Source organism: Pseudomonas edaphica, assembly GCF_005863185.1.
GTDB classification, from domain to species: domain Bacteria; phylum Pseudomonadota; class Gammaproteobacteria; order Pseudomonadales; family Pseudomonadaceae; genus Aquipseudomonas; species Aquipseudomonas edaphica.
Genome location: NZ_VBVZ01001061.1, coordinates 1 through 906, shown reverse-complemented (window position 1 = coordinate 906; position 906 = coordinate 1). Strand labels below are relative to the sequence as shown.

The window sequence follows — 906 nt, the reverse complement described above, 5'->3', positions numbered from 1 at the left end:
TTCGGATCTGGACCTGGCCGGCTTTTCTCAGGTCGATACCTGGAAGGAAAACATTGGCGGCCCTGGCGGTTTGATCAAAGAGGGCAGTGGAACGCTCATTCTCACGGGCAATAACACCTTTGGTGGTGGCATCGATCTGAACCAGGGCACCTTGCAAATTGGTAACGGCGGTACGCAAGGCTCAGTGCTGGGCAATATCAACAACAAGGGCACGCTGACCTTTAACCGCAGCGATGACGTGGTTTTTGGCGGCGACATCAGCGGTTACGGCAACATCATAAAAGACGGGGCAGGCACCCTCGAACTCACGGGCAGTAACCGTTCCATGGGTTACACCTATATCGACAAGGGTGTACTGAAGGTCAATGGCACGCTGAACCATGCATTGGTTTACGTCGAGTCCGGCGGCCAGTTGCAGGGCAGCGGCGAAATCGGTCAGGTTGTCGTCAAGGAAGGCGGGGTGCTCGCGCCCGGCAATTCGATCGGAACGCTACGTATCACTCAAGATCTGGTCTTCAAGCCCGAGTCGGTCTACCGCGTCGAGGTCGATGCCACTGGGCGTGCAGACAAGCTGGATGTGGCTGGGCCTGTTGACCTGCAAGGTGGTCGGGTCGATGTCCAGGCGCAGTCCGGCGATTATCGACCTAGTACCACCCTGGCCATTATCCAGGCGCAAAAAGGCATCAAGGGTCAATTTGCCAGCGTCACCTCCAACCTGGCGTTCCTCACGCCCAGCCTTGCTTACGAACCCAACCAGGTAAACCTGAACCTGTTGCGCAATGATATTCGCCCCGCAGAGCTGCTCAAAAACGAGAACGAAAAAGCCCTGGCCACGCAGTTGCTCACCACGATACCGGCCGGCCCGGCGGCAACGTTGCCAGGCAAAGGCTCGTCGGTCGCCGACGT

At 57.7% G+C, this 906-nt stretch carries 1 protein-coding gene; it reads left to right on the top strand.

Translation table 11 applies throughout. The annotated features are described in order from the left end of the window. The coding region (locus FEM54_RS33245; RefSeq protein WP_138454361.1) for an autotransporter-associated beta strand repeat-containing protein at positions 1-906 on the top strand (906 nt) is incomplete at both ends.